We start from the raw sequence: 24758 nt of genomic DNA on the forward strand, positions 1-24758 counted from the left end.
CTTCGCTCGTACAGCTGTTCTTCCCGCTGCGTGACGGACTGAACGCTAGTGGTCATGAACAACATCTGGTGCCGAAGATCGGCCAGTGATGTGTATCAGCCAGTGATACGCGTGACCATCGGCCGAATCCGGTCTGAGAGAATTGGTTCGTGATCTCACGAATCGATCTGCGCGGCGACGCCCTCCCCGAAGGCGGCGCTCTGCGCGACCTGCTGCCCCGTGCTGAGTTCGACGTGGAAGCCGCCCTGGAGAAGGTGCGGCCCATCTGCGAGGACGTGCATCATCGCGGGACGGCGGCGCTGATCGAGTACGCGGAGAAGTTCGACGGGGTCACGCTGGAGCGGATCCCGGTGCCGGCGGCGGCGCTCGCCGAGGCCCTGGAGCAGCTCGATCCCGAGGTCAGGGCCGCACTGGAGGAGTCGATCCGGCGGGCCAGGATCGTGCACCGCGCACAGCGCCGCAGTGAGCACACCACGCAGGTCGTGCCCGGCGGAACTGTGACCGAGAAGTGGGTGCCCGTTCAGCGCGTGGGGCTTTACGCGCCCGGCGGCCGCTCCGTCTACCCGTCCTCCGTGATCATGAACGCGGTTCCGGCGCAGGAGGCGGGCGTCGAGTCGATCGCGCTCGCGTCCCCGCCGCAGAAGGAGTTCGGCGGCCTGCCGCACCCGACGATCCTGGCCGCCTGCGCGCTGCTCGGCGTGGACGAGGTGTACGCCGCGGGCGGCGCCCAGGCCGTCGCGATGTTCGCGTACGGCACCGACGACTGCGCCCCCGCCAACATGGTCACCGGCCCCGGCAACATCTGGGTCGCCGCCGCCAAGCGGTACTTCACCGGCCGGATCGGCATCGACACCGAGGCCGGCCCGACCGAGATCGCGATCCTCGCCGACTCCACCGCCGACCCGGTGCATGTCGCCGCCGACCTGATCAGCCAGGCCGAGCACGACCCGCTGGCCGCCGCCGTACTCGTCACCGACTCCGTGGAACTGGCGGACGCGGTCGAGCGGGAGCTGGAGCCGCAGGTCGCCGCGACCAAGCACGTCGAGGACCGCATCCTGCCCGCGCTGCGCGGCAGGCAGTCCGCGATCGTCCTGGTCGACGGGATCGACGAGGGCCTGCGGGTCGTCGACGCCTACGGCGCCGAGCACCTGGAGGTCCAGACCACTGACGCCGCCGCGGTCGCCGCCCGGGTCCGCAACGCCGGCGCGATCTTCGTCGGCCCCTGGTCCCCGGTCTCGCTCGGCGACTACTGCGCGGGCTCCAACCACGTACTGCCGACCGGCGGCTGCGCCTGCCACTCGTCCGGTCTGTCCGTCCAGTCCTTCCTGCGCGGCATCCACGTCGTGGACTACACGCGGGACGCCCTCGCCGAGGTCACGCACCACGTGGTGGCGCTGGCCGAGGCGGAGGACCTGCCGGCGCACGGAGCGGCCATGAAGGCGCGCTTCGAGTGGAAGGTGCCGAGGGCATGACGGGCATCGACGACCTTCCGGTACGGGACGAGCTGCGCGGCAAGTCCCCGTACGGCGCGCCCCAGTTGGACGTGCCGGTGCAGCTGAACACCAACGAGAACCCGTACCCGCTGCCCGAGCCGCTCGTCGAGCGGATCGCCGAACGGGTCGCGGAGGCCGCGCGCGGCCTCAACCGCTACCCCGACCGGGACGCGGTCGAGCTGCGCACCGAGCTCGCCGCGTATCTGACCCGGACCGGCAAGCACCGCGTCGCCGTCGAGAACGTATGGGCGGCCAACGGGTCCAACGAGGTCATCCAGCAGCTGCTGCAGACCTTCGGCGGCCCCGGCCGTACCGCGATCGGCTTCGAGCCCTCGTACTCGATGCATGGGCTCATCGCCCGCGGCACCGGCACCGGCTGGATCTCCGGCCCGCGCAACGACGACTTCACCATCGACCTCGCGGCGGCCGGGCAGGCCATCGCCGAGAACGCGCCGGACGTCGTCTTCATCACCTCGCCCAACAACCCCACCGGCACCGCGGTCGAGGCCGAGACGGTCCTCGCGCTGTACGAGGCCGCGCAGGCGGCCAAGCCCTCGCTGGTCGTGGTGGACGAGGCATACGTGGAATTCAGCCACCGCGAATCGCTGCTGCCGCTGATCGAGGGCCGGCCGAACCTGGTGGTCTCGCGCACCATGTCCAAGGCCTTCGGCGCCGCCGGACTGCGCCTCGGCTACCTCGCCGCGCACCCGGCGGTCGTCGACGCCGTACAGCTGGTGCGGCTGCCGTACCACCTGTCCGCCGTCACCCAGGCCACCGCGCTCGCCGCGCTGGAGCACACCGATACGCTGCTCGGGTACGTCGAGCAGCTGAAGCAGGAGCGGGACCGGCTGGTCAGCGAGCTGCGGGCGATCGGCTGGGAGGTCACTGAATCGGACGCCAACTTCGTCCAGTTCGGCCGTTTCGCCGACAGCCACGAGGCCTGGCAGAAGATCCTCGACCGGGGCGTCCTGGTCCGTGACAACGGAGTGCCGGGGTGGCTCCGCGTCACCGCAGGCACGCCAGAAGAGAACGACGCGTTCCTCGACGCGGTTCGTGAGCTGAAGAAGGAGTACGACGCATGAGCCGGGTTGGCCGTGTCGAACGCACCACCAAGGAGACGTCCGTCGTCGTCGAGGTCGACCTCGACGGCACCGGAAAGGTCGATGTCGCGACCGGCGTCGGCTTCTACGACCACATGCTCGACCAGCTCGGCCGGCACGGCCTGTTCGACCTCACCGTGAAGACCGAGGGCGATCTGCACATCGACTCGCACCACACCATCGAGGACACCGCGCTCGCGCTCGGCGCCGCCTTCAAGCAGGCACTCGGCGACAAGGTCGGTATCTACCGCTTCGGCAACTGCACCGTCCCGCTCGACGAGTCGCTGGCGCAGGTCACCGTGGACCTCTCCGGCCGTCCGTACCTCGTGCACACCGAGCCCGAGAACATGGCGCCGATGATCGGCGCGTACGACACGACGATGACCCGGCACATCCTGGAGTCCTTCGTCGCGCAGGCGCAGATCGCACTGCACGTCCACGTCCCGTACGGCCGCAACGCGCACCACATCGTGGAGTGCCAGTTCAAGGCGCTGGCCCGCGCCCTGCGTTACGCCTGCGAGCGCGACCCGCGCGCCGCCGGAATTCTTCCGTCCACGAAGGGCGCGCTGTAACCCCATGACCGGCCTCTCCACCATCCTCATCGTCGTCGGTCTCTTCCTCGCCGGCGGTGTGTACTCCTTCTCCAAGCAGAAGATGCCCACGGGCCTGATCGTGCTCCTCGGCATAGGCTCGGTGATGTGCCTGGTCGCCGGCGTCCTGCGGATTCAGGGGATCTGGGAATGAGCGCTGCCAAGAAAGTCGTCGTCTTCGACTACGGATTCGGCAATGTCCGCTCCGCCGAGCGGGCACTGGCCCGGGTCGGCGCGGATGTCGAGATCACCCGGGACTTCGACAAGGCCATGAACGCCGACGGACTTCTGGTGCCCGGCGTCGGCGCGTTCTCCGCCTGTATGGAGGGCCTGAAGAAGGCCCGCGGCGAGTGGATCGTCGGCCGCCGCCTCGCCGGAGGCCGCCCGGTCATGGGCATCTGCGTGGGTATGCAGATTCTCTTCGCGCGCGGCATCGAGCACGGCGTGGAGACCGAGGGCCTGGACGAATGGCCCGGCACCGTGGGCCCGCTGAAGGCCCCGATCGTGCCGCACATGGGCTGGAACACCGTGGAGGCACCCGCCGACAGCCGGCTCTTCGCCGGTCTCGACGCCGACGCCCGGTTCTACTTCGTGCACTCCTACGCCGCCCACGACTGGGAGCTGGAAGTCACCAACCCCGCCATCCGCGCGCCCCAGGTCACCTGGGCCACCCACGGCGAGCGTTTTGTCGCCGCCGTGGAGAACAGCGCGCTGTGGGCGACGCAGTTCCACCCCGAGAAGTCCGGCGACGCCGGAGCCCAGCTGCTGACCAACTGGATCGGAACCCTGTGAGCACCACTCTCGAACTCCTCCCCGCCGTCGACGTCCGTGACGGCCAGGCCGTCCGCCTCGTGCACGGCGAGTCCGGCACGGAGACCTCGTACGGCTCCCCGCTGGAGGCCGCCCTCACCTGGCAGCGCGCGGGCGCGGAGTGGCTGCACCTGGTCGACCTGGACGCCGCGTTCGGCACCGGCGACAACCGGGAGCTGATCGCCGAGGTCGCCCGCGCCATGGACATCAAGGTCGAACTGTCCGGCGGCATCCGCGACGACGCCTCACTGGCCGCCGCCCTCGCCACCGGCTGCACCCGGGTCAACCTCGGCACGGCCGCGCTGGAGACGCCGGAGTGGGTCGCCAAGGTCATCGCCGAGCACGGCGACAAGATCGCGGTGGGTCTGGACGTACGCGGCACGACGCTGCGCGGCCGTGGCTGGACCCGCGACGGCGGCGACCTGTACGAGACGCTCGCGCGCCTCGACTCCGAGGGCTGCGCCCGCTACGTGGTGACCGACATCGCCAAGGACGGCACGCTCCAGGGCCCGAACCTGGAGCTGCTGAAGAACGTCTGCGCGGCCACCGACAAGCCGGTCGTCGCCTCCGGCGGCGTCTCCTCGCTCGACGACCTGCGGGCCCTGGCCTCACTCGTCCCCGAGGGCGTCGAGGGCGCGATCGTCGGCAAGGCGCTGTACGCGAAGGCGTTCACGCTCGAGGAAGCGCTCGCGGCGGTGGCGCCATGACCGACTCGGTACGCCGTATCTCGTCGCAGAGCCCCTGGGAGGAAGCCTTCGGCTACTCCCGTGCCGTGGAGCTCCCGAACGGCCTTGCCCTGGTGTCGGGATGCACCTCCGTGGTCGACGGCGTGATCCTCGACGGCGACCCCTACGACCAGGCGATCACCGCGTTCGGTGTGGCCATCGGCGCGCTGAAGGACCTCGGTCTCGACCGCGAGCATGTGGTGCGCACACGGATGTACCTCACCCACGCCCGCGACGTGGAGGCGGTCGGCCGCGCCCACCGGGAGCTGTTCGGCTCCGTACGGCCCGCCGCGTCGATGCTCATCGTCTCCGGCTTCGTCGACCCGCGTCTGGTCGTCGAGGTCGAGCTCGAGGCGTACCGAGGAGGTGCCGCATGACACTCGCCGTACGGGTCATCCCCTGCCTGGACGTCGACAACGGCCGGGTCGTCAAGGGCGTCAACTTCCAGAATCTGCGGGACGCCGGCGATCCCGTCGAGATGGCCAAGCTGTACGACGCCGAAGGCGCCGACGAGCTGACCTTCCTCGACATCACGGCCTCCTCCGGCAACCGCGAGACGACATACGACGTGGTGCGCCGCACCGCCGAGCAGGTCTTCATCCCGCTCACGGTCGGCGGCGGCGTCCGCTCGGCGGACGACGTCGACAAGCTGCTGCGGGCCGGCGCGGACAAGGTCGGCGTCAACACGGCGGCGATCGCCCGCCCGGAGCTGATCCGCGAGATCGCCGAGCGCTTCGGCCGTCAGGTGCTGGTGCTGTCGGTCGACGCGCGCCGGACCCCGACCGGGTCCTTCGAGGTCACCACGCACGGCGGCCGCCAGGGCACCGGAATCGACGCGGTCGAATGGGCGCACCGCGCCGCGGAGTTGGGCGCCGGCGAGATCCTGCTCAACTCGATGGACGCGGACGGCACGAAGGACGGCTACGACACCGAGATGATCGCGGCCGTGCGCAAGCACGTGACCGTCCCGGTCATCGCGAGCGGCGGCGCCGGACGGCTCGGGGACTTCCCGCCGGCCATCGAGGCGGGCGCGGACGCGGTGCTCGCGGCCTCGGTCTTCCACTTCGGTGATCTGCGTATCTCGCAGGTCAAGGACGCGCTGCGGGAGGCCGGCCACCTCGTCCGCTGAACCGCCCGGGCCGCTCACATACCGATGCCGAGCTTGGCCTCGCGCAGCCGCTCCACCGCCTCCTTGTCGCCCTCCAGGTCCACCTGCGCCACGTTCTGCCGGCCGAGCGTGAACATCGTCAGCTCACCCGGCTCGCCGGTCACCGTCACCACCGGTGTGCCGCGGTGTGCGACCGCCGTCTGGCCGTCCGGGCGGCGCAGCACCATGCCCACCGGCGCCTTGCGGCCCATCAGCCTGGCCGCCTTCTCCAGGCGGGACCACAGCGCGTCCTCGAAGACCTTGTCCAGCTTGCGCGGCGACCAGTCCGGCTGGGCCCGCCGCACGTCCTCGGCGTGCACATAGAACTCGACGGTGTTCGCCGCCTCCTCCACCTGCTTGATCCCGTACGGCGACATCCGCGGCGGTCCCGTACGGATCAGCTGGATCAGCTCCTCGTACGGCTTCTCCGCGAACTCCGCCTGCGCCCGCTCCATGCGGGCCCTCAGCGCGGGGATCAGCTGCCCGGCCGCCGCGTCGGGCCGCCGCTCCCGCACCACCACATGGGCGGCGAGTTCCCGGGTCGTCCAGCCTTCGCACAGGGTCGGGGCATCGGGGCCCGCCGCCTCCAACAGGTCGGCGAGCAGAAGTCGTTCACGCTTCGCATGGGTCGACATGTCCGCCAGCCTACGACCGGGGCGGGTGGTCCGCCCAGTGGACGCACCGCCCGTCACGCGCCCGGAGCACGGCACAATGGCCCTATGACCAGCAGTGTCCCCGCCAGCCCGCTCGATCCCGCCGTCGCCGCCCGCCTCAAGCGCACCGCCGACGGACTCCTCCCCGCCATCGCCCAGCAGTACGACACCGGCGAGGTGCTGATGCTCGGCTGGATGGACGACGAGGCCCTGCACCGCACGCTCACCACCGGCCGCTGCACCTACTGGTCGCGCAGCCGCCAGGAGTACTGGGTCAAGGGCGACACCTCCGGCCATGTCCAGCACGTCAAATCGGTGGCGCTGGACTGCGACGCCGACACGATCCTCGTCAAGGTCGACCAGATCGGCGCCGCCTGCCACACCGGGGCCCGCACCTGCTTCGACGCCGACGTCCTGCCGCTCGGCCAGTAGGGTCGGACGCCATGGATCTCGAGACCTTCCGCAAGCTCGCCGCCGACCGGCGCGTCATCCCCGTCAGCCGCCGCCTGCTCGCCGACGGTGACACCCCGGTCGCGCTCTACCGCAAGCTTGCCGCCGAGCGCCCCGGCACGTTCCTCCTCGAATCCGCCGAGAACGGCCGCTCCTGGTCGCGCTACTCCTTCATCGGCGTACGAAGCGCGGGCACACTCACCGAGCGCGACGGTCGGGCCCACTGGCTCGGCACCCCGCCCGTCGGTGTCCCGGTCGACGGTGACCCGCTGGCCGCGCTGCGTGCCACCGTCGAGGCGCTGCACACCCCGCACGACCTCGCCGCCGGAATGCCGCCCTTCACCGGCGGCATGGTGGGCTATCTCGGCTACGACATCGTCCGCAGGCTGGAGAAGATCGGCCCGGGCGAGCGCGACGACCTCAAGCTGCCCGAGCTGACCATGCTGCTCACCTCGGACCTGGCCGTACTCGACCACTGGGACGGCACCGTCCTGCTGATCGCCAACGCCATCAACCACAACGACCTCGACACCGGCGTCGACGAGGCGCACGCGGACGCCGTCGCGCGGCTCGACGCCATGGAGAACGATCTCGCCAGGCCGCTGGCCTCCGCGCCCGCCGCGCTGCCGCCGTCCGAGCTGCCCGAGTTCACCGTGGAGTGGGGCGGCAAGGATTACCAGGCCGCCGTCGAGGACATCAAGGAACGCATCCGGGCCGGCGAGGCCTTCCAGGTCGTGCCGTCCCAGCGGTTCGAAACCCCCTGCGGCGCAAGCGCGTTGGACGTCTACCGGGTGCTGCGGGCCACCAATCCGTCGCCGTACATGTACCTTTTCCGGTTCGACGGATTCGATGTCGTCGGCTCCAGCCCGGAAGCCCTCGTCAAGGTCGAGGACGGTCACGCGATGGTCCATCCGATCGCCGGGACGCGGCCGCGCGGCGCCACGCCGCAGGAGGACCAGGCGCTCGCCGACGAGCTGATGGCCGACCCCAAGGAGCGCGCCGAGCATCTGATGCTCGTCGACCTCGGGCGCAACGACCTGGGCCGGGTCTGCGAGCCGGGCAGCGTCGAGGTCGTCGACTTCATGTCGATCGAGCGGTACTCGCACGTCATGCACATCGTCTCGACCGTGACCGGCAAGGTCGCCGACGGCCGCAGTGCCTTCGACGTGCTGACCGCCTGCTTCCCGGCCGGCACCCTCTCCGGTGCTCCCAAGCCCCGCGCGATGCAGATCATCGACGAGCTCGAACCGTCCCGGCGCGGGCTGTACGGCGGCTGCGTCGGCTATCTCGACTTCGCGGGGAACTCCGACACCGCGATCGCCATCCGCACCGCGCTGCTCCGCGAAGGCACGGCGTTCGTGCAGGCCGGAGCCGGTGTCGTGGCCGACTCCGACCCGGTCGCCGAGGACACCGAGTGCCGCAACAAGGCGGCCGCGGTGCTCCGCGCCGTCCATACGGCCAACCGGCTGAACGGTCACAACGGGCCGTAAGGGATAGTGGGGGGCGTGAGTGCCGTACCCGTACCCCAGCCGCGCGCCTCAGCCGCCTCCGCTGCCGCCGCGAACAGCGGTCGCCGCAGCCTCGCGGCGGCGCTGTTCCTCGGCGCCGTCGGCGCGACCGTCGTGCTGCTCGCCTCCGGCCAGACCTGGGCCGAAGGCACCGCCGCCGTCGGCGGCGGCAGCATTCCGCTCGACGCCGACGGCAGCGATGTCACCGGCGTCCCGACCGCGCTCGCGATCGTCGGCCTGGCCGCGCTGGTCGCCGTCTTCGCCGTACGCCGCGCCGGCCGGCTGCTGGTCTCCGCGCTGCTCGCGCTGAGCGGCGCGGGCGCTGCGGTCGCCGCCTACCTCGGTGCCTCCGACAGCGACGCCCTCGACGAACGGGCCGCGCAGACCACCGGCGACACCGCCGCCACCGTCGACGCCCTCACGCACACCGCCTGGCCCTACATCACCGCGGTCGCCGGGCTGCTGATCCTGCTCGCCGGCCTGCTGGCGCTGCGGTACGGCAAGCTGTGGCCCGCGATGTCCGGCCGGTACGAACGGGACGGGACGCCCAGGCCCCGCAAGGCCCCGGTCGTCGACCCCGACCGGCCCGAGGACCTCTGGAAGGCCCTGGACCGCGGCGAGGACCCGACGCGCGAAGCGTGACGTCGCATGCGTGACCTCGCGTCCACGGGAGCGCGTGGACGTGGACGCGTGGACGTGACGCACCCCGCATCCGAGCACGCTCCGGCGTACGGGACAATGGCATGTGAGCGTCCGGCTCAGCACAGAGCACCAGCTCACCCCACAGCATCAGCAACGAGGAGCAAACTCATGGCGGGCAGCGCCCACGGACACACCCCGGCCGCCTGGACCGGTGTCACCATCTCCTTCATCGGTTTCTGCATCTCAGGCGTCTTCATGGTCGCGGCCAACCCGCTCGGCTTCTGGGGCGGCATCGTCGTCATCCTCCTCGGCGGAGTCGTGGGCCTCCTCATGAAGGCCGCGGGTCTCGGCATGCCGAAGGAGTCAGCGGCCGTCGCGCACGCCCGGTCGCAGGCCATCACGGCGAGCGCCGTCGCGGAGCCGGCCACGGCGCAGTCGGTCGCCTGACGCTTTCGCGGCAGCACGGGGCCTTCGCGGCCTCACGACTCGAGGCGCAGACCGGCGAATCAGCCGGGCTGCGCCTTTGCGTACCGACGGAGACAATCACGGGGTGGACGCCATGCCTTCCTCGCCTTCCGCGGCGACACCCGCTCCGGCCCCCGGGCCCGCCCCGCTCGCGCGGCGCCTCGCCACGCCCCTGGCCACCCTCGCCGGAGTCGCCGCGGCCTTCGCGTACGTCGGCACGGTCGACCCCAATGAGCCTGGCCACTATCCGGTCTGCCCGCTGCTGAGGGTCACCGGGATCTACTGCCCGGGCTGCGGCGGGCTGCGCAGCGCGCATGCCTTCATCCACGGCGATCTGACCACCGCCGCCGGGGCCAACGCCATGGCGGTCATCGGCTACGGGATCTTCGCCGTGGTGATGCTGGTGTGGCTGATTCGCGCCGTACGGGGTGTGCCGATGCGGTTCGCCGTCGCGCCCGCCTGGTGGTGGTCGCTCGGCGCCGTCGGACTGATCTTCAGCGTGATCCGGAACCTGCCGTTCGGCTCTGCGCTGGCCCCGTGACCGGGCTGACCAGCGCTGCGGCCGGGTCACGAAGTCCCAGGTAGTGGGACGGGCGCCGACCGGATGCGAGCCCGGGGCCATCCTGCGGATACCATCGAGATGGCTGATCCTGAACCATCCCTGAACATCGCTGATCCTGAACCATCACCGTCCCGGAAGGGGGCCGCTCGCGTGAGTGTGCTCGACGAGATCATCGAAGGCGTACGCGCCGACCTCGCAGAGCGGCAGGCGCGCGTCAGCCTCGACGAGCTCAAGGAGCGCGCCGCGAAGGCTCCTGCGGCCAAGGACGGAGTCGCCGCCCTGCGCGGCGAGGGCGTCCAGGTGATCTGCGAGGTCAAGCGCTCCAGCCCGTCCAAGGGCGCGCTGGCCGCGATCGCCGACCCTGCCGGGCTCGCCGCGGACTACGAGGCGGGCGGCGCGGCCGTCATCTCCGTACTGACCGAGCAGCGCCGCTTCGGCGGCTCGCTCGCCGACCTGGAGGCCGTCCGGGCCCGGGTCGACATCCCTCTGCTGCGCAAGGACTTCATCGTCACGGCGTACCAGCTGTGGGAGGCCCGGGCGTACGGGGCCGACCTGGTGCTGCTGATCGTCGGCGCGCTGGAGCAGGAGGCCCTGGTCTCGCTGATCGAGCGGGCCCAGTCGATCGGTCTCACGCCGCTGGTCGAGGTGCACGACGAGGACGAGGTCGAGCGGGCGGTGGACGCCGGCGCGAAGATCATCGGCGTCAACGCGCGCGACCTGAAGACGCTCAAGGTGGACCGCTCCACGTTCGATCGGGTCGCCCCCGAGATCCCGGCGCACATCGTCAAGATCGCCGAGTCCGGCGTGCGCGGTCCGCACGACCTGATCGCCTACGCCAACGCGGGCGCGGACGCGGTCCTCGTCGGCGAGTCCCTGGTCACCGGCCGCGACCCGAAGTCGGCGGTCGCGGACCTGGTGGCGGCCGGCGCTCATCCGGCACTGCGCCACGGACGGAGCTGACACCGCCGTGACCTCCGCGCGCCCCGCCGCCCTCCGCCGCCCTTCGGGCGCGGACGCCTGCGCCCGTCCGGGCCTGGTGGGTGCGCGTGCGGTGCTGCCCGCGCGGGATCCGCACGCGCCGCTGGCCCGTGGCTGCAAGCCGCGCGGCTGCCGGGCGCCGGCGCGGCGTGTGCACGGCCGCCGGGTGAGGTATGTGATCGGCTCGGAGCCGGGCCAGGTCAACGGCATGCGATGGCGCGCGCCCGCGCGCGCCAGCCGCATCCTCCCGTAACTGGGGCTCCGCCCCAGGTCCCAACCTCGGACCCGTCGAGGGCCCCGCGCCCGACCGCCACGCCCCATGGGCGTGCGGCGGAAACCTGTCCTCAGGCTCGGGCTCTCGCCTCGGTTACCCGTAGTTGGGAGCGGACGCCGTCCCGTCCGGGGCGGGGTCCGGGGTCGCAGCCCCCGGTTACGGGAAGCTGCGGGGAGCGGGAACAGAACCCCGGCCACCCGCGCGCACACCCGCGTCCCTGCACCTCACTTCTGGGGCATCGCCCCGACAAGGAGCACCGTCGCCATGTCCAGCGACTTCTTCATTCCCGACCCGGACGGTCACGTCCCCACCCCCCAGGGCTACTTCGGCCCCTTCGGCGGAAAGTTCATCCCCGAGGCCCTCGTCGCCGCCGTCGACGAGGTTGCCGTCGAGTACGACAAGGCCAAGGCCGACCCTGCCTTCGTCGCCGAGCTCAATGAGCTCATGGTCGACTACACCGGCCGGCCGAGCGCGCTCACCGAGGTGCCGAGGTTCGCCGGGCACGCAGGTGGCGCGCGGGTCTTCCTCAAGCGGGAGGATCTGAACCACACCGGATCGCACAAGATCAACAACGTGCTCGGCCAGGCGCTGCTCACCAAGCGCATGGGCAAGACCCGCGTCATCGCCGAGACCGGCGCGGGCCAGCACGGCGTCGCCACCGCCACCGCCTGCGCCCTGTTCGGCCTCGAATGCACCGTCTACATGGGTGAGATCGACACCCAGCGCCAGGCCCTGAACGTGGCCCGGATGCGCATGCTCGGCGCCGAGGTCATCCCGGTGAAGTCCGGCAGCAGGACCCTGAAGGACGCCATCAACGAGGCGTTCCGCGACTGGGTCGCCAATGTCGACCACACGCACTATCTCTTCGGCACGGTCGCGGGACCGCACCCCTTCCCGGCCATGGTCCGCGACTTCCACCGCGTCATCGGCGTCGAGGCCCGCCGCCAGATTCTCGAGCGCGCCGGACGACTGCCCGACGCCGCCGTCGCCTGCGTCGGCGGCGGCTCGAACGCGATCGGACTGTTCCACGCCTTCATCCCGGACGCCGGTGTACGCCTCGTCGGCTGCGAGCCGGCGGGCCACGGCATCGAGTCCGGCGAGCACGCGGCCACGCTCACCGCGGGCGAGCCCGGCATCCTCCACGGCTCCAGGAGCTATGTCCTGCAGGACGAGGAGGGCCAGATCACCGAGCCGTACTCGATCTCGGCCGGACTCGACTACCCGGGCATCGGCCCCGAGCACTCGTATCTCAAGGACATCGGCCGCGGCGAGTACCGCGCGGTCACCGATGACGCCGCGATGCAGGCGCTGCGGCTGCTGTCCCGTACCGAGGGCATCATCCCGGCGATCGAGTCGGCGCACGCGCTGGCCGGCGCGATCGAGCTCGGCAAGGAGCTCGGCAAGGACGGACTGATTCTGGTCAATCTGTCCGGCCGCGGCGACAAGGACATGGACACCGCCGCCCGCTACTTCGGGCTGTACGACGGGGAAGACGCCGCCGTCGAGGCGGACGCGGCCGGCGAGGTCGCCGAGATCGAGGGGGACGCCAAGTGAGCGGCAACATCCAGTTGTTGAGCGACACCCTGGCGCGGGCCAAGGGCGAGAACCGGGCCGCGCTCATCGCCTACCTCCCGGCCGGTTTCCCGACCGTCGACGGCGGCATCGAGGCGGTCAGGGCCGTGCTGGACGGCGGCGCCGACGTGGTCGAGGTGGGCCTGCCGCACAGCGACCCGGTCCTCGACGGGCCCGTCATCCAGACCGCCGACGACATCGCCCTGCGCGGCGGCGTCAAGATCGCCGATGTGATGCGCACCGTCCGCGAGGCGCACACGGCCACCGGCAAGCCGGTCCTGGTGATGACGTACTGGAATCCGATCGACCGGTACGGCATCGAACGCTTCACCACCGAGCTCGCCGAGGCCGGCGGTGCGGGCTGCATCCTGCCCGACCTGCCGGTCGAGGAGGCCGGCGTGTGGCGCGAGCACGCCGAGAAGCACGGTCTCGCCACGGTCTTCGTCGTCGCTCCGAGCAGCAAGGACGCACGGATCGCGAAGATCACGCAGGCCGGTTCCGGCTTTGTGTACGCGGCCTCGCTGATGGGCGTCACCGGCACCCGCGAATCGGTCGGCGCACAGGCCCAGGACCTGGTCCGGCGCACCCGTGCCACCACCGGACTGCCGGTCTGCGTGGGCCTCGGCGTCTCCAACGCCGGACAGGCGAAGGAGGTCGCCGTCTTCGCCGACGGCGTGATCGTCGGCTCCGCGTTTGTGAAGCGGCTCCTGGACGCGCCGGACCAGGCCGCGGGCCTGGCGGCGGTACGCGAGCTGGCGGCCGAACTCGCGCGGGGCGTGCGCAGGGACGCGTAGCCAAAGGCGCGGCCTGCGTTGTGCAGGTTGACGCGCGGCTCGTACGGATCGCTCGTACGGGTGGATCTGGGACCGGGGAGGCGCGTACGTGCCTCCCCGGTTCGTTTGCCGGGATGTGAGCGAGAACCAGGAACGGAGACGGGCCGCGCGCGAGCGGCTCCAGCGGGAACGTGAGTCGGAGAAGGCACGCGAGAAGCGCCGCCGCGTGCTGATCGTGTCGGCGGCGGTGGTCGGCGTCCTCGCCTTGGCCGCCGTCGTCGGCGTGATCGCCGCCAACGCCGGTAAGAAGGATGGCGGTTCGGAGGCGGGTCCGCTGCTCGCACCGGCCGGTGTGCAGGGCAAGGACCAGCTGGCGATCCCGGTGGGCGCGAGCGACGCCCCGTCCACGCTCACGGTGTGGGAGGACTTCCGCTGTCCCGTCTGCGCCCAGTTCGAGAACCTCTTCCGGGAGACCATCCAGGAGCTGGAGCGGGACGGCCAGATCAAGGTCGAGTACAACCTCGCCACGATCATCGACGGGAACATGGGCGGCACCGGCTCGCTGCGCGCCGCCAATGCCGTGGCCTGTGCGCAGGACGTCGGCAAGTTCGTCCCGTACCACGACGTGCTGTACCAGAACCAGCCGCCGGAGACGGACGACGCCTTCGGCGACAACAGCACGCTGATCGAGCTCGCGGGCAAGGTCGACGGACTCGACACTCCGGCCTTCCGCAGCTGCGTGGAGGACGGCAAGCACGACGCCTGGGTGGAGAAGTCGAACACCGCCTTCACCGAGGGCGGCTTCCGTGGCACCCCGACGGTGCTGCTGAATGGCGAGAACATCTTCCCGGCGAAGGGCAGCGAGCAGATCTCCCCGGCGAATCTGAAGAAGTGGGTCGCGGAGGCGAACACGGGCAAGAAGCCGGGCACCCAGCGGCCCTCGGCGCCGCCGAGCCCGGAGTCCTCTTAGAGTCCCGGGGACCCGGCCGACGGCTTCGAGCCGTCGGCCCGGGCCACGCTCGTTATCCAGACGTTGCCCGGGTGGGTTGCCGCGCTTCCCGCCCGGCAAGGTAGCGTCGGACCTGCCATGGAACTTGCCTACATTCCCAGCCCGTCGACCGGAGTGATCCATCTCGGACCGCTTCCGCTGCGCGGCTATGCCTTCTGCATCATCATCGGCGTCTTTGTGGCCGTCTGGTACGGCAACAAGCGCTGGATCGCGCGGGGCGGCAAAGCCGGCACCGTGGCCGACATCGCCGTCTGGGCGGTGCCCTTCGGTCTGGTCGGCGGCCGGCTCTACCACGTGATCACCGACTACCAGCTGTACTTCAGCGAGGGTGAGAACTGGGTCGACGCCTTCAAGATCTGGGAGGGCGGCCTCGGTATCTGGGGCGCGATCGCGCTCGGCGCGGTCGGCGCCTGGATCGGCTGCCGCCGCCGGGGGATCCCCCTGCCGGCCTGGGCTGACGCCCTCGCACCCGCCGTCGCCATCGCGCAGGCCATCGGCCGCTGGGGCAACTGGTTCAACCAGGAGCTGTACGGCAAGGAGACCGACCTCCCGTGGGCCCTCAAGATCACCGAGGGTACGAACCGCGAGGCCGGCCTCTACCACCCGACGTTCCTGTACGAGTCCCTGTGGTGCATCGGCGTCGCCGTACTGGTCATCTGGGCCGACCGCCGGTTCAAGCTGGGCCACGGCCGGGCGTTCGCGCTGTATGTCGCGGCGTACTGCGCGGGCCGCGCCTGGATCGAGTACATGCGGGTCGACGAGGCGCACACCGTGCTGGGGCTGCGACTGAACGTGTGGACCGCGATCGTGGTCTTCGTGCTGGCCGTGGTGTACATGGTGCTCTCGGCGCGGCTGCGGCCGGGGCGTGAGGAGATCGTCGAGCCGGAGAAGCCCGCGAAGGCCGACACGTCGGCCGAAGCCTCGTCGGAGGCTGCCGACGGCGCGGACGCGGCGGACCCCGTCGAGGATGTCGCGGACGGGGACCGGGGCGACCAGGACGAGAAGACGGACGCTGAGTCCGCCCCAAAGGGCTGATCGCGAACGCTGAACGGCGAGCGAGGCCGCCGGAACCCTCGGGTTCCGGCGGCCTCGCCGCGTTCCGCCCCGTTCAGCCGCGATTGCCCGTGAACGGACGCACGACGTACGGACGGACCCGGCCCGGCCGGGCGGCTCAGGTCGCCTACGGCCTCGCCCGTTGGGCGAGAGACAGCGTGCGCCGGGCCGCGGCCACGATCGCGGCGTCGACGAAGCGGCCGTCCGGCAGGGCCAGCGCACCCTCGTCCGTGGCCGCGGCCTTGACGACCTCCTCCGCCGCCTCGATCTCCTCGGGTGTGGGGCGGAAGGCACGCTCGATGACGGGTAGCTGGCGGGGATGGATGGCCGCCCGGCCCAGGAAGCCGAGGGCGCGGCCGTGGGTGCAGGAGGCGTAGAGCGCGTCCAGGTCGCGGATGTCTGGGAAGACGGACTGGGCCGGCGGTGCGAGACCGGCGGCGCGGGCGGCGATCACGATCCGGGTGCGCGGCCAGTCGAGCGAGGTGCCGTCCCGGACGCCGAGGTCGGCGCGGAGGTCCGCCTCGCCGATCGCGATGCCGTGCACGTCCGGATGGGCGGTGGCGATGTCGTAGGCGTGCTCGATGGCGATCGCCGATTCCAGCAGCGGATAGAGCGGAATGCCCGGTGCGAGAGCCGCGATCAGCCGGATGTCAGTGCCGTGTGCGACCTTGGGAACACGGAGAGCACGCAGGCCGGGAAGTCCGGTCAGGGTCTCGATGTCCTGGGGGGAGTTGATGCGGACATGGACCGGGAGAGGCTGAGGGGAAGCGAGAAGTTCGGCCGTGGCGGCCAGGGCGTACTTCTTGCGGTCGGGGGATACGGCGTCCTCGAGGTCGACGATGACGACGTCGGCTTCGGTGGCGAGCGCCTTGCGCACCACTTCGGGGCGGTCGCCGGGGGCGTAGAGATAGGTGAGCGGGGTGATCATAGGGCGCCCTGTGTGCGGAGTGCGGTGATATCGGCCCCGGTCAGGCCGAGTTCGGTCAGGACCGCGTCCGTGTCGGCGCCGTGCGGGCGGCCGGCCCAGCGGATGGCGCCGGGCGTCTCGGAGAGGCGGAAGAGGACGTTCTGCATACGGATGGGGCCGAGCTCGGGGTCGGGGACCTCGGTGATGGTGTCCAGCGCCTGGTACTGAGGGTCGTCCATGACGTCCTGGATGTCGTAGATCGGTGCGATCGCGGCTTCGGCCTTCTCGAAGGCGGCCATGGCGTCGGCGCGGGTGCGCTGTGCGATCCAGCCGCCGACCGCATCGTCGAGTACGTCCGCGTGCTCCGCGCGCCCGGTCCCGGTGCCGAACCACGGCTCGTCGATCAGCTCGGGACGGCCGACCAGCTGCATGACGCGTTCGGCGATGGACTGGGCCGAGGTGGAGACGGCGACCCAGCAGCCGTCCGCCGTGCGGTAGGTGTTGCGGGGTGCGTTGTTGAGGGAGCGGTTGCCGGTGCGGGTCTGTACGTATCCCAGCTGGTCGTACCAGAGCGGCTGCGGACCGAGCACGGTCAGGATCGGCTCGATGATCGCCATGTCGACGACCTGGCCGCGGCCGGTGGCGGTGCGGGCGGTGAGCGCGGTCAGGACGGCATAGGCGGTGGCGAGGGCAGCGATCGAGTCGGCGAGGCCGAACGGAGGGAGGGTGGGCGGGCCTTCGGGCTCGCCGGTGATGGAGGCGAAGCCGCTCATGGCTTCGGCGAGGGTGCCGAAGCCGGGCCGGTGGGAGTACGGGCCGAACTGCCCGAAGCCGGTGACGCGGGTCAGGACGAGACGGGGGTTGGCGCGGCTCAGCTCCTCCCAGCCGAGCTGCCACTTCTCCAGGGTGCCGGGGCGGAAGTTCTCGATGATCACATCCGCGGTGGCGGCCAGTCGGAGCAGGGTCTCGCGGCCGCCGGGCGTGGACAGATCGAGAGTGATGGTGCGCTTGTTGCGGCCGAGCAGCTTCCACCACAGGCCGATGCCGTCCTTGGCCGGGCCATGGCCACGGGACGGGTCGGGCCGGGTGGGGTGCTCGACCTTGATCACCTCGGCGCCGAAGTCGCCGAGCATGGTGGCGGCGAGCGGACCGGCGAAGAGAGTGGCCAGGTCGAGCACACGCAGCGGCTGCAGGGGAGCGGGTGTTGAGGGCTCGGAGGGCTCCGAGGGTTGCAAGGCCTGCGAGGCCTGCGAAGGATCGGAGGGCCGCGAGGGCTGCGCGGAGGGAGGCGTCGTCGGCGTCATGAGGCAGTGTCGATCTCGGAGCGGTACGGCATGGAGGTGGACGCGCCCGCACGCTGGACGCACAGGGCGGCCGCGGCGGAGGCCCAGCCGAGGGCCTGGCGCACGGGTTTGCCCTCGCCGAGCGCGACGGCGAGCGCACCGACGAAGGTGTCACCGGCTGCGGTGGTGTCCACGGCGGTGACCCGGGGAGCGGGGACGGTGAGGGGGTCGGCGTCCCGGCTCGCGTACAGGCTGCCCGCCGAGCCGAGCGTGATCACCACCTCGGGGACCTGACGCAGCAGTGCCTCGGCCGCACGGTGCGGGTCGGCGACTCCGGCGAGCGTCGCCGCCTCGTGTTCATTGGGCACCAACAGGTCGGTGGCGGCGAGGAGTTCGGGAGGCAGCGGCTGGGCGGGAGAGGGGGTGAGCACGGTCCGTACTCCGTGGCGGCGCGCGGCCTGTGCGCCGTCGAGGACGGCGCTGAGCGGGAGTTCGAGCTGAAGGAGGAGTGTGTCGGCGGTGGCGATGAGGGCTTCGTCGCCGGGGGCGAGTGCGGTGACGGTGCCGTTCGCGCCGGGGATCACGACGATCGCGTTGCCGCCCTCGTCGTCGACGACGATGTGGGCGGTGCCGGAGGGGCCTTCCGCCGTGCGCAGGAGATCGGTGTCGACGCCGGAAGTGACGAGCGTCTGGCGCAGGCGCCTGCCGAAGTCGTCCGATCCGACCGCGCCGATCATCGCGACGTCACCCCCGGCGCGGGCGGCGGCGACGGCCTGGTTGGCGCCTTTGCCGCCGGGGATCGTACGGAACTCCCGTCCGGTGACGGTCTCGCCGCGTTTCGGCGGGTGCGCGACGTAGGCGACGAGGTCCATGTTGGTACTGCCGAGCACCGCGATGAAGGTCATGGGCGGAGCGCCTCCTGGTGTGTGAGCCGGGCGAGCGTGTCGAAGCCGATGCCGTTGAAGTCGGCGACGGAGGTGGCGAGACGGTTCTTGAGCGGAGCGGTCCAGCGGTCGGGAAGCGCGCCGGGATCACCGGCGAGCAGTCCGGCGACGGAGCCGGCGGTCGCGCCGTTGGAGTCGGTGTCCCAGCCGCCGGAGACGGCGCGGCAGATGGAGCCGGTGAAGTCGCCGTCTGCGTGGGTGAGGGCGGCGGAGAGGAGGGCGGCGTTCGGGATGGCGTGGACCCAGTGGTAGTGGCCGAGTGCGTAGTGGAGCCGGTCCACGACGGTGTCGAAGTCGGTGTGCGCGGAGGCGGTTTCGATGCCGAGGCGGACGGCGTCGGCGAGCCGTGAGTGCGGCGGGACGACGGTGAGGCCGGTGGCGAGGGCGCGGTGCACGTCACGGGTGCCGGCGGCGGCGGTGGCGATGACGGCGGCGACGAACATCGCGCTGTAGACGCCGTTGGCGGTGTGGGTGAGGGTGGCGTCGCGGTGGGCCTGGGCCGCGGCGGCCGCGGGGTCGCCGGGATGGGTCCAGCCGTGCAGGTCGGCGCGGATCGCCGCGCCGATCCACTCGCGGAACGGGTTGTGGTGGCGGGCGGTGAGCGGTGGTTCGAGGCCGGAGAGCAGGTTGCGGTAGGCGACACGCTCGGCGGTGAACGTACGGCCCGCGGGCAGTTCGTCGAGCCAGAGCCGGGCGACGTCGGTGGTGCTGAAGTCCCTTCCGTGGCGCTGGAGGAGCAGCAGATTGAGCAGCGGGAAGTTGAGGTCGTCGTCCTCGGGCATGCCGTCGATGTTCTCGGCGAGCGACGTCGGCGCGGAACGGCGGTTCCACGGATGGGCGTAGAGCAGTTCGCCGGGTACGCCCTTGGCGGTGAACCAGGTGGCCAGGGGCCAGTTGCCGGTGGCGCGGGCGAGGGCTCGGACGGCGTGGAGCGGAAGCTTCTCGACGGGCTTGCCGAGCAGGCACCCCACGGCGCGCCCGAGCCAGCCGGCGTGCAGCCGCGGCAGCAGGGCTCCGCGTGCCGTGGTGTGCGGCAGGGGCCAGGTAGGGCAGGTCGCCCGGACGGCCTTGAGGGATGTCGGCTCGTGCTGGGTCAACGGGGAAGGGAGGTTGGCCAGTTCGTCGAGAAGGCGGGTGGCCAGGGCGCGCAGTTCGGGCGAGGCGGAGGTGGTGGAGGCACCGGCGAGGGGTGGGGGCGGGGGGCCGCCCGCGGCGGTCCACCTGGTGCGGATCGCGCGGGCGTCCCGGCCGTCCTCCGTGGCCTGGCGCAGTTCGTGCCCCACCAGGTCCTCCGGCTGGACCCAGGTGAGCCGCAGGCCGGTCATCGTGCGCCCGTCAGGCTTGCGAACGCCGACTCGTGGGCGCGCCGGCGCTCCCTGTCGCGGGTGAAGATGTCGCGGGTCACTGTCGCCAAGTCGCTCGCCGGAGCGTGCAGATCCAGGCGGCTGGCCTCGGCCACCGTCTTCGCCCAGTCCTGCGGGATGTCCGCCTCGCCCCGGAGCGCGCCCGCCATCGCACCGGCCATCGTCGCGATCGAGTCGCAGTCGCGTCCGTAGTTCACCGCGCCGAGGACCGTACGGCGGTAGTCGCCGCCGCCGACCACCAGCATGGCGAGCGCGATCGGCAGCTCCTCGATGGAGTGGAGCCGGGAGGGCCGGCGGGCGGCCAGGGACGGGGCGCGGTAGTCCGGGCCGACGGTGTCGAAGGGGGCGACCGCGGCGCGGAGCGGGGCCAGCGCGGACTCGAAGTCCGTGTGCCGCGCGGCGACTTCGGCGACCTCCTCGATCGCGGCGCGCGTGCCGTCCTTCGCCAGGGACAGCGTGGTGTCGACGACCGTCGTGGGCGTCGCGCCGGGCAGACAGGCCGCCGCCACCGCCGCCGCGAACACGCCCGCTGCCTCCCGCCCGTACGAGGACTGGTGCGCGCCGGCGACGTCGAGGGCCTCGGCGTACGCGGCCGCCGGGTTCGCCGCGTTGACCAGGCCCACCGGGGCCATGTACATCGCCGCGCCGCAGTTGACGATATTGCCGACGCCCGCCTCGCGCGGGTCGTTGTGGCCGTAGTGGATACGGGCCACGAGCCACTTCTCGGCGAGGAAGATCCGCTGCAGGGGCAGCGCCTCGGCCTCGAGTTCCGGGATCCAGCGGGGGTTGGTGACCAGGTCGGGCACCAGATGGTCGGCGACGGCGTACGCGTCGAGATGGTCGCGGACTGCCGCGTACACCCTGACCAGCGCGTGGGTCATGAGGGTGTCGTCGGTGATGTGGCCGTCGCCCTTGTGGTACGGCGCGATGGGGCGGGCGGTGCGCCAGTTCTCGCCGTGCCACGGGCCGACGATGCCGTGGACGCGGCCGCCGTGCCGCTCGGTGATCTGCTCGGGGCTGTAGCCCTCCACCGGGCCGCCGAGCGCGTCACCGACGGCCGCGCCGACCAGGCTCCCGGTGATCCGGTCATCGAGTGAGAGCGTCTCGAGTGTCGTCGTCATGCCGGAATTGTCCACCCGGCGCGGTCAGTTCCGTGTGTGCGAGCAGCCCGGCGAGTTCCACGAGATCGGTGCCGGCGAGACGGGGCAGCGCGCAGCCCGCGAGGGTGCGGCAGGCCTCGCGCCAGGTGGCGGGCACGGCGTCGCCGCCGCCGAGTGCGCCGGTCAGCGCGCCGACGAGCGCGGGCGCCGAGTCGGCGACCCGGGACAGACAGGCCGCGGCGGGCACCGCGTCGGCGAGTTTGCCGCGGGCGGCGGTGGCGACGGCGAGAGCGACGGGGACGGTCTCCGCGGCGGCGATCCCATAGCTGTAGACATGGTCGACGATCTGGTGCTCGAGCAGCGGTACGAGGTCGAAGGCGGCGTCCGCGTCGCGGGCGAGCTTGACGGCGTGCCGGGCGTTGCGGCCGATCTCGGTGGCTTCGGGCAGTTCGGCGAGGGCGGCGTCGACGGCGGCGTCGACGTGAGCGCCGTCCAGCGCGACGGCGACGGCCGCGGCCATGGCGCGCGCGCCGTGCACTCCGTCGCCGTCCTGGGTGTAGCGCGCGTCGAACTCGGCGAGCGCGGCGGCCGCGGCGGGGTCGCCGGGGTGGACGACGGCGAGCACGGCGGCCCGTACGCAGGCGGCGTCGTCGAAGTAGTGCGGATTGTCGTGCCCGGTGGCGGGCGGTCGCAGTCCGGTGGCGAGATTGCCGAGTCCGGCGCGTACGGAGATCCGGGCGCGGAGGTGGAGCACGGCCGACTCGACCTCGGGCGCGCGGTCGGCGGCCGCGGCGACCTCGCTGGCCAGGGAGTTCCAGGCGAGATCGACGGCGGCACGCATCCGGCGGCCCGGCGCGAGCCCGGCGAAGAGGTGGCCCGCGGCGGTGAGCACGGTCTCGGCGGCGAAGGCGGCCCACTCGGCGTCGTCGGAGGGGCCCAGGCGCAGCGGCTCGGGCGGCTGGTTGAGGGCGATGGGCACGGGGAGGGTGGTGGTCGCGTTCTGCTCGGCGAAGGTGTCGAGCTCCCGCGTGAGCCGCCGGGTCCACTCGGGCATCCGTGCGGCCCGGTGCCGAGCGGCGGGCCAACCGGCGGCGTCTCCGGCGGCGAGCCCGAGGAGCAGCCCTTCGATGCCGCGCGTGGGGCGAAGCCTCCGGGCCCGGTCCGTGGGGCGAAGTCCTCCGGCACGGTCCGGGCCGGGCGCGGAAGTGCCCGGGACCGCGGGGTCGCGCGAGGGCGCGGTCATGACGGCGCCTGCGCGTCGTCGTCCGGTGTCAGGAGGTCCGCGATGTCCAGGATGTGGTGGCCCGCCATCGACGGGAGGCAACTGCCGCGGACCGGGCCGATGGCCGAGGACCATTCAGGAGGGATGGCCGAGGCTCCGGAGACCGCGCCCGCCAGCGCGCCCGCCACCGCCGCCGTCGTGTCCGCGTCGCGGCCCATGTTGACCGCCGTCAGGACCGATGCACGGAAGTCGCCGCGCGCCGCGGCGAAGGCGCCGAACGCCAGGCCCACCGCCTCCGGCGCCAGGTCCGTCCACGGGTAGCCGCCGATCACCACCGACGAGCGGACCGCGCGTTCCATCGCCAGGGTGTCCGCGTGGCTGCGCTGGGCCGTCACCACCGCACGGCGCAGCGAGCGCGCCGTCCACGAGTCCATCGGGACCACCGACAACGCAGCGCCGATCACTCCGGCCGGCCCCGCGCCCGTCATCGCCGCCGCCACGCCCGCCGCCACCGATTGGCCGCCGTAGATGCCTTCGCCGTCGTGGCTGACGCTGCCGTCGATGGCGACCAGGCGCGCGGCCTCCGCCGGGCGGCCCGCCGCGAAGACGCCGAACGGGGCCGCCCGCATCGCGAGTCCGTCGCTCCAGGCGTGGCGGTGCTGCGCGGAGATGGGGGCGGCCAGCCCGCGGCGGAGGTTTTCGAGGGTGCCGCGTTCGCTGAATCCCGCTCCGCGGAACGGGCCTTCGTCCAGATCCGCGATCCAGTGGTGCCATGCCGCCTCGACATGCGCCACGGTCAGCGCCGAGCCGTGCCGCGCCAGCAGGAGGCCGGAGAAGATCGCGTACTCCGTGTCGTCCGTACCGGCCGGGTCGTCGTTCACAAAGCCCTCGATACGGCCCCACCGGCGGCGGATCTCGGACGGGCGCAGATTCTCCGCCGGTGCGCCGAGCGCGTCGCCGACCGCGAGGCCGAGCAGCGCACCGCAGGCCCGCTCCCGCAACACCGACGGAACAACCGATGCCGGACCTGGGGCGTGCTCGGAAGGATCAGAGGGATTGCATGCAATCAACTCCATGGGGCGGGCCTCTTTCGCGTGCACCGAGCCTGTTCATGCATCTGTGCCACACGCGGACCGCGGCGAGTCTGAGAAACGCCTCTGTCACCCGTTCTGCCATCTGTCGAGCAATCACCTCCGACCCAGGTAAGTACGGCCTGCCTTGCTGGCGAGCCCCTTACATTCGGCGTAGTTTCAAAGGTGTTGGGGGAGGGCGGAACACCGGTTCCGCGGTATGACGCTGCCCGCGCACACCATCAAGGGGAGAGCTGTGTCCATCATCGAAACCGAGGCGACGCTTCACGAGGCGCACCGCGACAACCACACCCACCGTGATGTCAACGGCGGCTGGCTGCGCCCCGCCGTCTTCGGCGCGATGGACGGGCTGGTCTCCAACCTCGCCCTGATGACCGGTGTCGCGGGCGGTTCGGTGTCCCAGCAGACCATTGTCATCACCGGGCTCGCCGGGCTGGCCGCGGGCGCGTTCTCCATGGCGGCCGGCGAGTACACCTCGGTCGCTTCCCAGCGCGAGCTCGTCCAGGCCGAACTGGACGTGGAGCGGCGGGAGTTGCGCAAGCACCCGGTCGACGAGATGGAGGAGCTCGCAGCCCTCTACGTGGCCCGCGGCGTCGAGCCTCCGCTCGCCCGCGAGGTCGCGATGCAGCTGTCCAAGGACCCCGAGCAGGCCCTGGAGATACACGCCCGTGAGGAGCTCGGCATCGACCCGGACGATCTTCCGTCGCCGGTCGTGGCCGCGGTCTCGTCGTTCGGCGCGTTCGCGCTCGGCGCGCTGCTGCCCGTGCTGCCGTATCTGCTCGGCGCCACCGCCCTGTGGCCCGCCGTGCTGCTCGCGCTGGCCGGTCTGTTCGCCTGCGGTGCGCTGGTCTCGCGGGTGACCGCGCGCGGCTGGTGGTACAGCGGACTGCGCCAGCTGGCGCTCGGCGGCACGGCGGCGGCCCTCACGTACGGTCTCGGCGCCCTGTTCGGCGCGGCACTGTGACCCGGAGCCGTCGGTAACCTCCCGGCCCCGTCGTCGAAGCGTCGGCCCCGCACAATGGGGCCGGCGCTTCTCCGTGCGG

28 protein-coding genes are annotated in these 24758 nt (G+C 71.9%); 20 read left to right on the forward strand and 8 right to left on the reverse strand.

The window, feature by feature from the left end:
• Positions 1-149: 149 nt before the first annotated feature.
• From hisD to hisF, 8 genes are read left to right on the forward strand one after another with little or no spacing between them, the layout of a single operon-like run.
• Positions 150-1472 (forward strand): histidinol dehydrogenase, encoded by a 1323-nt coding sequence (gene hisD / locus ACH4YL_RS30040; RefSeq protein WP_398510592.1) that lies wholly within the window; start codon positions 150-152, stop codon positions 1470-1472.
• Positions 1469-2575, forward strand: coding sequence for a histidinol-phosphate transaminase (locus tag ACH4YL_RS30045; RefSeq protein WP_398510593.1), 1107 nt, complete (start codon positions 1469-1471; stop codon positions 2573-2575). Before hisD ends, ACH4YL_RS30045 begins: the two co-directional genes overlap by 4 nt.
• A complete protein-coding gene (hisB, locus tag ACH4YL_RS30050; protein WP_398510594.1) occupies positions 2572-3165 on the forward strand; it encodes an imidazoleglycerol-phosphate dehydratase HisB in 594 nt (197 codons plus the stop codon). Before ACH4YL_RS30045 ends, hisB begins: the two co-directional genes overlap by 4 nt.
• Positions 3166-3169: 4 nt before the next feature.
• Positions 3170-3337, forward strand: coding sequence for a hypothetical protein (locus ACH4YL_RS30055; protein WP_398510595.1), 168 nt, complete (start codon positions 3170-3172; stop codon positions 3335-3337).
• Entirely contained in the window at positions 3334-3975 is a 642-nt protein-coding gene (gene hisH / locus ACH4YL_RS30060) for an imidazole glycerol phosphate synthase subunit HisH (RefSeq protein ID WP_398510596.1), read from the forward strand. Before ACH4YL_RS30055 ends, hisH begins: the two co-directional genes overlap by 4 nt.
• Positions 3972-4700: a bifunctional 1-(5-phosphoribosyl)-5-((5-phosphoribosylamino)methylideneamino)imidazole-4-carboxamide isomerase/phosphoribosylanthranilate isomerase PriA gene (priA, locus tag ACH4YL_RS30065; RefSeq protein ID WP_398510597.1), complete on the forward strand. Its 729-nt coding sequence runs from the start codon at positions 3972-3974 to the stop codon at positions 4698-4700. Before hisH ends, priA begins: the two co-directional genes overlap by 4 nt.
• Positions 4697-5095, forward strand: coding sequence for a RidA family protein (locus ACH4YL_RS30070; RefSeq protein WP_398510598.1), 399 nt, complete (start codon positions 4697-4699; stop codon positions 5093-5095). Before priA ends, ACH4YL_RS30070 begins: the two co-directional genes overlap by 4 nt.
• Complete coding sequence (gene hisF, locus ACH4YL_RS30075) at positions 5092-5847, forward strand: imidazole glycerol phosphate synthase subunit HisF (RefSeq protein ID WP_398510599.1); 756 nt, start codon at positions 5092-5094, stop codon at positions 5845-5847. The genes ACH4YL_RS30070 and hisF overlap by 4 nt, the downstream gene beginning before the upstream one ends.
• Positions 5848-5861: 14 nt before the next feature.
• Here hisF and ACH4YL_RS30080 read toward each other — a convergent pair whose 3' ends face one another.
• Positions 5862-6500 carry a TIGR03085 family metal-binding protein gene (locus ACH4YL_RS30080; RefSeq protein WP_398510600.1) on the reverse strand — a complete coding sequence of 213 codons (639 nt, stop codon included), beginning with the start codon at positions 6498-6500 and terminating at the stop codon, positions 5862-5864.
• An 84-nt stretch (positions 6501-6584) separates the two neighbouring features.
• Here ACH4YL_RS30080 and hisI point away from each other — a divergent pair, with 84 nt between their 5' ends.
• From hisI to lgt, 11 genes are all read left to right on the forward strand, one after another.
• On the forward strand, positions 6585-6950 hold the full coding sequence (gene hisI, locus ACH4YL_RS30085) for a phosphoribosyl-AMP cyclohydrolase (protein ID WP_398510601.1): 366 nt from the start codon (positions 6585-6587) through the stop codon (positions 6948-6950).
• Positions 6951-6961: 11 nt separating this feature from the next.
• Positions 6962-8458, forward strand: coding sequence for an anthranilate synthase component I (locus ACH4YL_RS30090; RefSeq protein WP_398510602.1), 1497 nt, complete (start codon positions 6962-6964; stop codon positions 8456-8458).
• Positions 8459-8464: 6 nt separating this feature from the next.
• Positions 8465-9118: a TIGR02234 family membrane protein gene (locus ACH4YL_RS30095; RefSeq protein ID WP_398510603.1), complete on the forward strand. Its 654-nt coding sequence runs from the start codon at positions 8465-8467 to the stop codon at positions 9116-9118.
• Positions 9119-9286: 168 nt separating this feature from the next.
• Complete coding sequence (locus ACH4YL_RS30100; RefSeq protein ID WP_398510604.1) at positions 9287-9565, forward strand: HGxxPAAW family protein; 279 nt, start codon at positions 9287-9289, stop codon at positions 9563-9565.
• A gap of 112 nt (positions 9566-9677) precedes the next feature.
• Entirely contained in the window at positions 9678-10124 is a 447-nt protein-coding gene (locus ACH4YL_RS30105) for a DUF2752 domain-containing protein (RefSeq protein WP_398510605.1), read from the forward strand.
• Positions 10125-10295: 171 nt separating this feature from the next.
• The gene (gene trpC / locus ACH4YL_RS30110; RefSeq protein WP_398510606.1) at positions 10296-11105 is read left to right on the forward strand and encodes an indole-3-glycerol phosphate synthase TrpC; all 810 of its coding nucleotides are present in this window, start codon (positions 10296-10298) and stop codon (positions 11103-11105) included.
• Positions 11106-11112: 7 nt separating this feature from the next.
• Complete coding sequence (gene trpM / locus ACH4YL_RS30115) at positions 11113-11376, forward strand: tryptophan biosynthesis modulator TrpM (protein ID WP_398510607.1); 264 nt, start codon at positions 11113-11115, stop codon at positions 11374-11376.
• A gap of 285 nt (positions 11377-11661) precedes the next feature.
• Positions 11662-12951 carry a tryptophan synthase subunit beta gene (trpB, locus tag ACH4YL_RS30120; RefSeq protein WP_398510608.1) on the forward strand — a complete coding sequence of 430 codons (1290 nt, stop codon included), beginning with the start codon at positions 11662-11664 and terminating at the stop codon, positions 12949-12951.
• Positions 12948-13763, forward strand: coding sequence for a tryptophan synthase subunit alpha (trpA, locus tag ACH4YL_RS30125; protein ID WP_398510609.1), 816 nt, complete (start codon positions 12948-12950; stop codon positions 13761-13763). The genes trpB and trpA overlap by 4 nt, the downstream gene beginning before the upstream one ends.
• Before the next feature lie 115 nt (positions 13764-13878).
• On the forward strand, positions 13879-14712 hold the full coding sequence (locus ACH4YL_RS30130; RefSeq protein WP_398510610.1) for a DsbA family protein: 834 nt from the start codon (positions 13879-13881) through the stop codon (positions 14710-14712).
• A gap of 117 nt (positions 14713-14829) precedes the next feature.
• Positions 14830-15786: a prolipoprotein diacylglyceryl transferase gene (lgt, locus tag ACH4YL_RS30135; RefSeq protein ID WP_398510611.1), complete on the forward strand. Its 957-nt coding sequence runs from the start codon at positions 14830-14832 to the stop codon at positions 15784-15786.
• A gap of 145 nt (positions 15787-15931) precedes the next feature.
• Here the strand turns inward: lgt and ACH4YL_RS30140 are convergent, their stop codons facing one another.
• The 7 genes from ACH4YL_RS30140 to ACH4YL_RS30170 are packed head-to-tail and all read right to left on the reverse strand — an operon-like array spanning position 15932 to position 23700.
• Positions 15932-16732, reverse strand: a complete 801-nt coding sequence (locus ACH4YL_RS30140; RefSeq protein ID WP_398510612.1) for an HpcH/HpaI aldolase/citrate lyase family protein — start codon at positions 16730-16732, stop codon at positions 15932-15934.
• On the reverse strand, positions 16729-18015 hold the full coding sequence (locus tag ACH4YL_RS30145) for a CaiB/BaiF CoA transferase family protein (protein ID WP_398510613.1): 1287 nt from the start codon (positions 18013-18015) through the stop codon (positions 16729-16731). The genes ACH4YL_RS30140 and ACH4YL_RS30145 overlap by 4 nt, the downstream gene beginning before the upstream one ends.
• The gene (gene rbsK / locus ACH4YL_RS30150) at positions 18012-18899 is read right to left on the reverse strand and encodes a ribokinase (RefSeq protein ID WP_398510614.1); all 888 of its coding nucleotides are present in this window, start codon (positions 18897-18899) and stop codon (positions 18012-18014) included. The genes ACH4YL_RS30145 and rbsK overlap by 4 nt, the downstream gene beginning before the upstream one ends.
• Positions 18896-20263, reverse strand: coding sequence for an ADP-ribosylglycohydrolase family protein (locus ACH4YL_RS30155; protein ID WP_398510615.1), 1368 nt, complete (start codon positions 20261-20263; stop codon positions 18896-18898). The genes rbsK and ACH4YL_RS30155 overlap by 4 nt, the downstream gene beginning before the upstream one ends.
• Positions 20260-21423 (reverse strand): ADP-ribosylglycohydrolase family protein, encoded by a 1164-nt coding sequence (locus ACH4YL_RS30160; RefSeq protein WP_398510616.1) that lies wholly within the window; start codon positions 21421-21423, stop codon positions 20260-20262. The genes ACH4YL_RS30155 and ACH4YL_RS30160 overlap by 4 nt, the downstream gene beginning before the upstream one ends.
• Positions 21389-22645, reverse strand: a complete 1257-nt coding sequence (locus ACH4YL_RS30165; RefSeq protein WP_398510617.1) for an ADP-ribosylglycohydrolase family protein — start codon at positions 22643-22645, stop codon at positions 21389-21391. The genes ACH4YL_RS30160 and ACH4YL_RS30165 overlap by 35 nt, the downstream gene beginning before the upstream one ends.
• On the reverse strand, positions 22642-23700 hold the full coding sequence (locus ACH4YL_RS30170) for an ADP-ribosylglycohydrolase family protein (protein WP_398510618.1): 1059 nt from the start codon (positions 23698-23700) through the stop codon (positions 22642-22644). The genes ACH4YL_RS30165 and ACH4YL_RS30170 overlap by 4 nt, the downstream gene beginning before the upstream one ends.
• 250 nt (positions 23701-23950) lie before the next feature.
• Between ACH4YL_RS30170 and ACH4YL_RS30175 the strand changes: the two genes are divergently transcribed.
• Complete coding sequence (locus tag ACH4YL_RS30175) at positions 23951-24679, forward strand: VIT1/CCC1 transporter family protein (RefSeq protein ID WP_398510619.1); 729 nt, start codon at positions 23951-23953, stop codon at positions 24677-24679.
• Positions 24680-24758 lie beyond the last annotated feature (79 nt).

Source organism: Streptomyces sp. NPDC020681, from assembly GCF_044334895.1.
Lineage (GTDB): Bacteria > Actinomycetota > Actinomycetes > Streptomycetales > Streptomycetaceae > Streptomyces.